Origin of the sequence: Rhizobacter sp. OV335 (assembly GCF_900142965.1) — a bacterium.
GTDB lineage: Bacteria > Pseudomonadota > Gammaproteobacteria > Burkholderiales > Burkholderiaceae_C > Rhizobacter.
Genome location: NZ_FRCQ01000063.1, coordinates 1 through 5,882, shown reverse-complemented (window position 1 = coordinate 5,882; position 5,882 = coordinate 1). Strand labels below are relative to the sequence as shown.

At 62.3% G+C, this 5,882-nt stretch carries 7 protein-coding genes; 2 read left to right on the top strand and 5 right to left on the bottom strand.

All coding sequences use genetic code 11. The features are described from left to right. Positions 1-32: 32 nt before the first annotated feature. The gene (locus tag BUE42_RS33295) at positions 33-245 is read right to left on the bottom strand and encodes a hypothetical protein (RefSeq protein WP_073467951.1); all 213 of its coding nucleotides are present in this window, start codon (positions 243-245) and stop codon (positions 33-35) included. A 140-nt stretch (positions 246-385) separates the two neighbouring features. Here BUE42_RS33295 and BUE42_RS31295 point away from each other — a divergent pair, with 140 nt between their 5' ends. Beyond that, positions 386-1,063, top strand: a complete 678-nt coding sequence (locus BUE42_RS31295; protein WP_073469415.1) for a CE1 family esterase — start codon at positions 386-388, stop codon at positions 1,061-1,063. Between the two features lie 60 nt (positions 1,064-1,123). Here BUE42_RS31295 and BUE42_RS31290 read toward each other — a convergent pair whose 3' ends face one another. The 4 genes from BUE42_RS31290 to BUE42_RS31280 all read right to left on the bottom strand — a co-directional run bounded on the left by BUE42_RS31290 (position 1,124) and on the right by BUE42_RS31280 (position 4,595). After that, complete coding sequence (locus BUE42_RS31290; protein ID WP_073469419.1) at positions 1,124-1,462, bottom strand: PRC-barrel domain-containing protein; 339 nt, start codon at positions 1,460-1,462, stop codon at positions 1,124-1,126. A 136-nt stretch (positions 1,463-1,598) separates the two neighbouring features. Next, positions 1,599-2,237 (bottom strand): LysE family translocator, encoded by a 639-nt coding sequence (locus tag BUE42_RS31285; protein ID WP_073469413.1) that lies wholly within the window; start codon positions 2,235-2,237, stop codon positions 1,599-1,601. 301 nt (positions 2,238-2,538) lie between these two features. Further along, positions 2,539-2,955: a hypothetical protein gene (locus tag BUE42_RS32870; RefSeq protein ID WP_143171881.1), complete on the bottom strand. Its 417-nt coding sequence runs from the start codon at positions 2,953-2,955 to the stop codon at positions 2,539-2,541. After that, positions 2,937-4,595 carry an RHS repeat domain-containing protein gene (locus tag BUE42_RS31280; protein WP_073469411.1) on the bottom strand — a complete coding sequence of 553 codons (1,659 nt, stop codon included), beginning with the start codon at positions 4,593-4,595 and terminating at the stop codon, positions 2,937-2,939. Before BUE42_RS31280 ends, BUE42_RS32870 begins: the two co-directional genes overlap by 19 nt. A gap of 82 nt (positions 4,596-4,677) precedes the next feature. Here BUE42_RS31280 and BUE42_RS31270 point away from each other — a divergent pair. Next, a protein-coding gene (locus BUE42_RS31270; protein ID WP_143171462.1) for an IS3 family transposase occupies positions 4,678-5,831 on the top strand; the annotation gives its coding sequence in 2 pieces (ribosomal slippage) (positions 4,678-4,942 and positions 4,942-5,831; 1,155 coding nt in all). Positions 5,832-5,882 lie beyond the last annotated feature (51 nt).

Genomic DNA, 5,882 nt, shown 5'->3' with positions numbered 1-5,882 from the left:
CGCGTCGCAACCACTTTGACGCAACAGGATCTTCACGATGAGCATGCCAAACCGACGTCCCGGACGCGCCACTGCGACGAGTGCACTGCTGTGCGCCATGGTGCTGTCTGCCTGCGGGGGAGGCCACGACTCGGACACCGCGGCACCGATTGGGTCGGCACCAGCACCAGCACCAGCACCAGCACCAGCACCAGCACCAGCACCAGCACCAGCACCAGCACCAGCACCAGCACCAGCACCAGCACCGGCTCCTGCTCCTGCTCCTGCTCCTGCTCCTGCTCCTGCTCCTGCTCCTGCTCCTGCTCCTGCTCCCTCCAACAAGAGCGCCGGATGCGGCAAAGCCGCCCAGTTCGCGAGCGGCAAATACACGCTGACTTCAGATGGCGTGACGCGCGATTTCTGGGTTCGCGTTCCGTCCGGCTACAAGAGCGACAACGCCTATCCGTTGATCGTCGGGCTGCATTGGCGTGATGGCAGTGCCACCGATGTCTACAACGGAAACAGCTGGGCCAGCGGCAAGGCCTTCTATGGCTTGAAGGAACTCTACGGCGAGACCGCGATATTCGTGGCTCCTGCCGGATTGGACGCCGGCTGGGCCAATCCGAATGACCGCGACATTCGCTTCATCGGCGCGATGGTCAGCCAGCTCAAGCAGGGGCTGTGCACCGACACGAGCCGCACCTTTGCGACCGGCTTCAGCTTTGGCGGAATGATGTCGAACGCGATCGGTTGCCAGATGGGCGACGTCTTCCGCGCCGTGGCACCGATGTCGGGATCCGTCTGGAGCGGTTGCGCCACCTCCTCGAACAAGACTGCGGCGATCTTGCTGCACGCCAAGGAAGATGCCGTCGTCGGCTACCAGTTCGGTGAAGAGGCGCGAGACAAGTACATCGCCAAGAACAGCTGCACCCAGACGACCACCACGATCGGAGCCAATGGCTGCGTGATCTATCAGGGTTGCACCGACAACAAGCCGGTGGCTTGGTGCGGGTACAGCAACGGTGGTCACTGGCCGCCGGGTTTCGCCGCGACAGAGATCAAGTCGTTCTTCGACCGCTTCTGAAAACGCCAAGGGCACAGCACGGGGTGCTGTGCCCTCGGTCGAGCGTGGCAAGCCGGTTGCTTACCAGCCCACGCCGTAGTAGTCGTACACGCGGCGGCCGTAGCTGTCGTCGTACGTCGGCTCGTCGTTCTGCGCGTAGCGCGGCGCGCCTTCGAGCTGCCTTTCCGACAGCGGGACGACATAGCCGTCGAGGTTGGTGTCGTACTTCAGCATCGCCCACGGCACCGGGTAGCGGTCGGTGCCGACGCCGAGGAAGCCGCCGAACTCCAGCGCGGCGTAGCGCACCTGGCCGGAGCGCTTGTCGATGATCAGGTCGTCGATCGAGCCAAGCTTGTCGCCGTTGCTGGCGTAGACGGTGGTGCCTTCGACCTTGTCGGAAGAGATGACGGGATTGCTCATGAGGGTCTCCTTCACTGCGCTCTGCCGCGGGCGACATGCCCGTGGCCTGAACCTCCATTGGTCCATCGCAGGGGATCGCGCACCATCGGAGCAGGCGCGGCGCGCCTGTAGGAATCTGCCGCCGCGGCGTGTCCGCTCAGGCGGCCTTGCTGCGCAGGCCGAGCAGGCTGACGCCCAGCACGACGAAGCTGCCGCCGAAGACGCGGTTCAGCAGCCGCGAGCGGCGCGGCTCGGCGAGTCGGCCTTTCACGCTGCGCGCGAGCAGCACGTACACCGCATGCGCGAAGACCGCGCAGCCGGCGAAGGTGACCGTGAGCATGACGAACTGCTGCGCGGCGCCCGCGCCGGCGTGCATGAATTGCGGGAACAGCGCGGTGAAGAACAGGATCGCCTTCGGGTTGGTCAGCGCCACCGTGAGGCCGTTGCCGAACAGGCGCCACGCCGGTGTGCTGGCACGTGCCTGCGCGCCGGAGGCCTCGGCAAACATCGCGCCGCCGCTGCGCCATTGCCGGATGCCGAGGTAGACGAGGTAGCCGGCGCCGAGCAGCTTCAGCACGAGGAAGGCGGTGGCGGAGGTCTGCAGCACCACGCCGAGCCCGGCGGTGGCGGCGGTGGACACCAGCAGCAGCCCGACCGCATTGCCGAGCGAGCTGATCATCGCGCGGGCCGGCCCCACGCTGAGGGAGTTGGACACCGCCAGCAGCACGGCCGGGCCGGGTGTGAAGGTGACGAAGAGGGAGACGAACAGGAAGGCGAGCCAGTCGGAGAGGGCCATGAGCGGGGCAAAAAAGGGTGGGGTCGGTCGGACGATGTTAGCGACCTGCAGTTCGCAGTTCAGTTCCGAGCCTGCGTGCGGTGGTCATTTCGGGACGACGCCTGAGTCGATGCGATCGATTCGAGCGATGGCACCCTCGGCCAATGCGCCGGCTCGCTCAAGCTCAGCCTTGGAGAGAAGCGGAAGCACGCGCGCCCGCAAGTATCCATTGCTCACCTTGTCAGTCCGGCTTTATTCCCCGAGCAATTTCCCTCAGCCCATAACTCCCCGTCAATCCGACAATGCCCCGAATCTGGCCACTTCAAGATTTTGATTGTGCGAATGAGTCATCAGCGGACGCACGTAATAAACCGTATGACCCAGCTGAGGAAAGCACCGAAGCCAACACCATCCTCCAAAGCCAACTCAAGTTAGCGATAGAAGAAAAAATGAGAATGACACAGCAAACTCCACCGCACAGCGCCCCAGCGAGAATGACTTGCCACAGTTTAAAATCCGTGTACTTTCGCAAAATAAAATATGCCAGCAACCCAAAGGTTGCATGCATCAGAATGGAGTAAGGAACGTATATAATCGCACTCACAAGAAATGACGCGACATTCAATTCCACGCCTATCGGCAATAATACCGATAGCGTCAACGAACTAATGAGAATACTCAACATGAACCCAGCCATCGTTCGCCTGAAATGTTTTTTTGCTACTTCGTGCACTTGCATGAGTCGATTGCCTCCTGCATCAAAGGCGCCCACACCATATAGTCTGCGATGATACTTACGTCGTCAAACATCCCCTGTATCCAAGCATTCCCTTCTCCTGATGTGTGCGCGATTCCGTTTGAATCCACCCAATGCACGACGTAACCCCACCTAAATTGACTCTGCTGAATGGTCACATTAACCGATACCTGCCTGCCCGTCCGGCCGTCTGGAACGAGATACGACATGACTGGATTTGGAGTATTTTTAAAAACTCGAGCGTCATTCAACGTTCCTCCGGAGCTAGCTGGTCGCGGATTTGAGCCGGGCGTAGGCGCGTTGTTCATTGCACGCCGAACGCAATCGGGATTTACGCCACGCAAGGCAGTAAGGACGTCATAATAGTGATAGAAGTATCCATTAAGTGAGGCGGGGAATCCAGGAGGAGTCGGGAATGTAACGATCGGCGAATATGGTGTAGAGCAAGTTGTTTCCCCGTTCGTCGACGTGCAATCCAGGCCATTTCTATCTATGCCCTGGATGGGATTCCCGCCAACATACCCATATGTGTTAATTCCACCACCCAACCCAATCGGGTCACTCTGAACATAGCTCCCGCCTTCTGGCGCGTAGAAGCGGAAGTAGTTGTACCAAAGCCCGCTCTCGTTGTCCGCATACTGCCCTGGGAAGCGCAGGTTCTGCGTGAAGACCCCGAGCCCGTCGGGGTTCGTCTCCGGCGCCGTCGTGCCGAACGGCTCGGCCAGCCAGCGCCAGCGCTTGGCGCCGTTCCGGTCCACCACGATGCGCGGCGCGTTCAGGTGATCCGCGTGGATGTAGAACACCAGGGGTGGGTTGCTCGCGTTCGCCGGGTCCGGCATGAACATCGCCACCGGGATGTTGTCCAGCCACACGTACTCGCGCAACGCTTTGCCGGTTTGGTCGTATTCGCCCAGTAGCTGTCCCTCCAGGTCATACACGAAGATCACCGTCTCGCCCGTGCTCGTCACCTTGCGGATGCGACGGCGCTGCGCGTCGTAGTCGTAGCTGCCGGTCACGCCGGCCTTCGTGATGCTCGCAATCGAGCCGCTCAGCGCGTAGGTCGCGGTGTAGCCCGCGCTGGTCGTGTTGCCAGCGTTGTCGTAGCCGAAGCTGCGGGCTGGGTTCGTGATGCTCGTGAGCCGGTTGCTCGTGGCCTCGGTCGTGTAGATGCTGGGGTTGCCGTTCAGGCTCACGCTCGTGCGGTTGCCGTTCGGGTCGTAGGCGATCGACCAGCTCGATGCGGCTGTCGTGATGCTGGTCAGCCGACTGTTCTCGTCGTAGCCGAAGCTCTGGTCCAGCGCGGGTTGCGCGGTGCCATCGCTTGCGAGCAGGTGCGTGAAGCCGGTGATGCGATCGGCCGCGTCGTAGCTCACGTCGCGCAGTGCGTTGCCCAGCGGGTAGCGCACGATGCGGCCGCTCAGGTCGAACTGCCGCAGGTGAGTCACGAGGCCGCTGGTCATGTGCCAGTCCCAGCCGCTGACCGGGCCGAAGGGCTCCCACTTCACGTTGCTGATCAGCGGGACGGGCGTGCCGCCTGCGTTCGCTGAGAGGCTCATGCCGATGAGCTCGCCGACATCGCGCGTGATCACCAGCACCCGGCCTGACGGGTAGGTGATGGTCATCAGGTCGCCGTGCGAGTAGTGACGTGGTCCAATTCTGATGGACACCTCGATGGGAGATTTTCCCGCAGAGGACGAGAAGAGCATGACCGAGAAGAAGAGAGCCCGTCGGGCATTTGATGCGGCGTTCAAGCTGCAAGTGGTTCGCATGGTGCGAGACCAAGGTTTGAGCGTCGGGCAAGTGTGCCGCGACATGAACCTGACGGACAGCGGCGTGCGCCGCTGGCTCGAGCAGTTCGACGAGGAAGCGGCGGGGCGCCCCGGTGCGGGCAAGCCGCTGACGGCGGAGCAGCAACGCATTCGCCAGCTCGAAGCAGAGAACCGGCAACTGAAGTCGGACAACGACCTGCTAAAAAAAGTGTCGGCCTTCTTTGCCCGGGGACTGAAGTGATTCACGCGCTGATCACGCAGTGGGCGGGGAAGGCCTCGATCAAGCAGTTGTGCCGAGTGCTGGATGTGAGCCGCTCGGGGTACTACGCCAGGCGCCAGCGCGGGCCGCGCACGTGTGCCCAGGCCGCGCATGCCAAGGCAGTGTTCGAGGCCAGTGGACGCAGCTACGGCAGCCGGCGCATGAGCGCGGCGTTGCGGGCGCAGGGCCTGAACGTGGGCCGCCACAGAGCCAGGACGTTGATGCGCAGCCATGCATTGCAACCGCGTTGGCGACGCAAGTTCGTTCACACCACCGACAGCCGGCATGGCTTGCCGGTGGCGGCCAACGTGCTGGATCGACAGTTCCGTCCCGCGGCGCCGAACCGGGCGTGGGTCTCGGACATCACCTACATCCGCACACGCAGCGGCTGGCTGTATCTCGCCGCGGTGCTTGATCTGTATTCGCGCAGGGTCGTTGGCTGGGCCATGGCGCCGAGCATGCCGGCACAGCTGGTGTGCCAGGCGCTGAACATGGCGATCGTCAGCCGTCGGCCCGCTGCTGGCTTGATCGTGCATTCCGATCGCGGCAGCCAGTACGCGAGCAGCGAGCATGCCGCCCTGATCGCAAGCAACGGCCTGGTTGCCAGCATGAGCCGCAAGGGCAACTGCTGGGACAACGCCGTGATGGAGCGCTTCTTCCTGAACCTGAAAATGGAACGCGTCTGGCAGCGCGACTACGCCAATCACGCCGAAGCGATGATCGATGTCGCCGACTACATCGCCTGCTTCTACAACCCCGTCAGGCTGCATTCCACACTCGGCTATCGCTCGCCTGTCGAGCATGAGCGACACGCCGAACACACTCACTGAGATTCAACCCACCCAACTCATTGACGTGTCCGAAATGGTTTGACCACGACA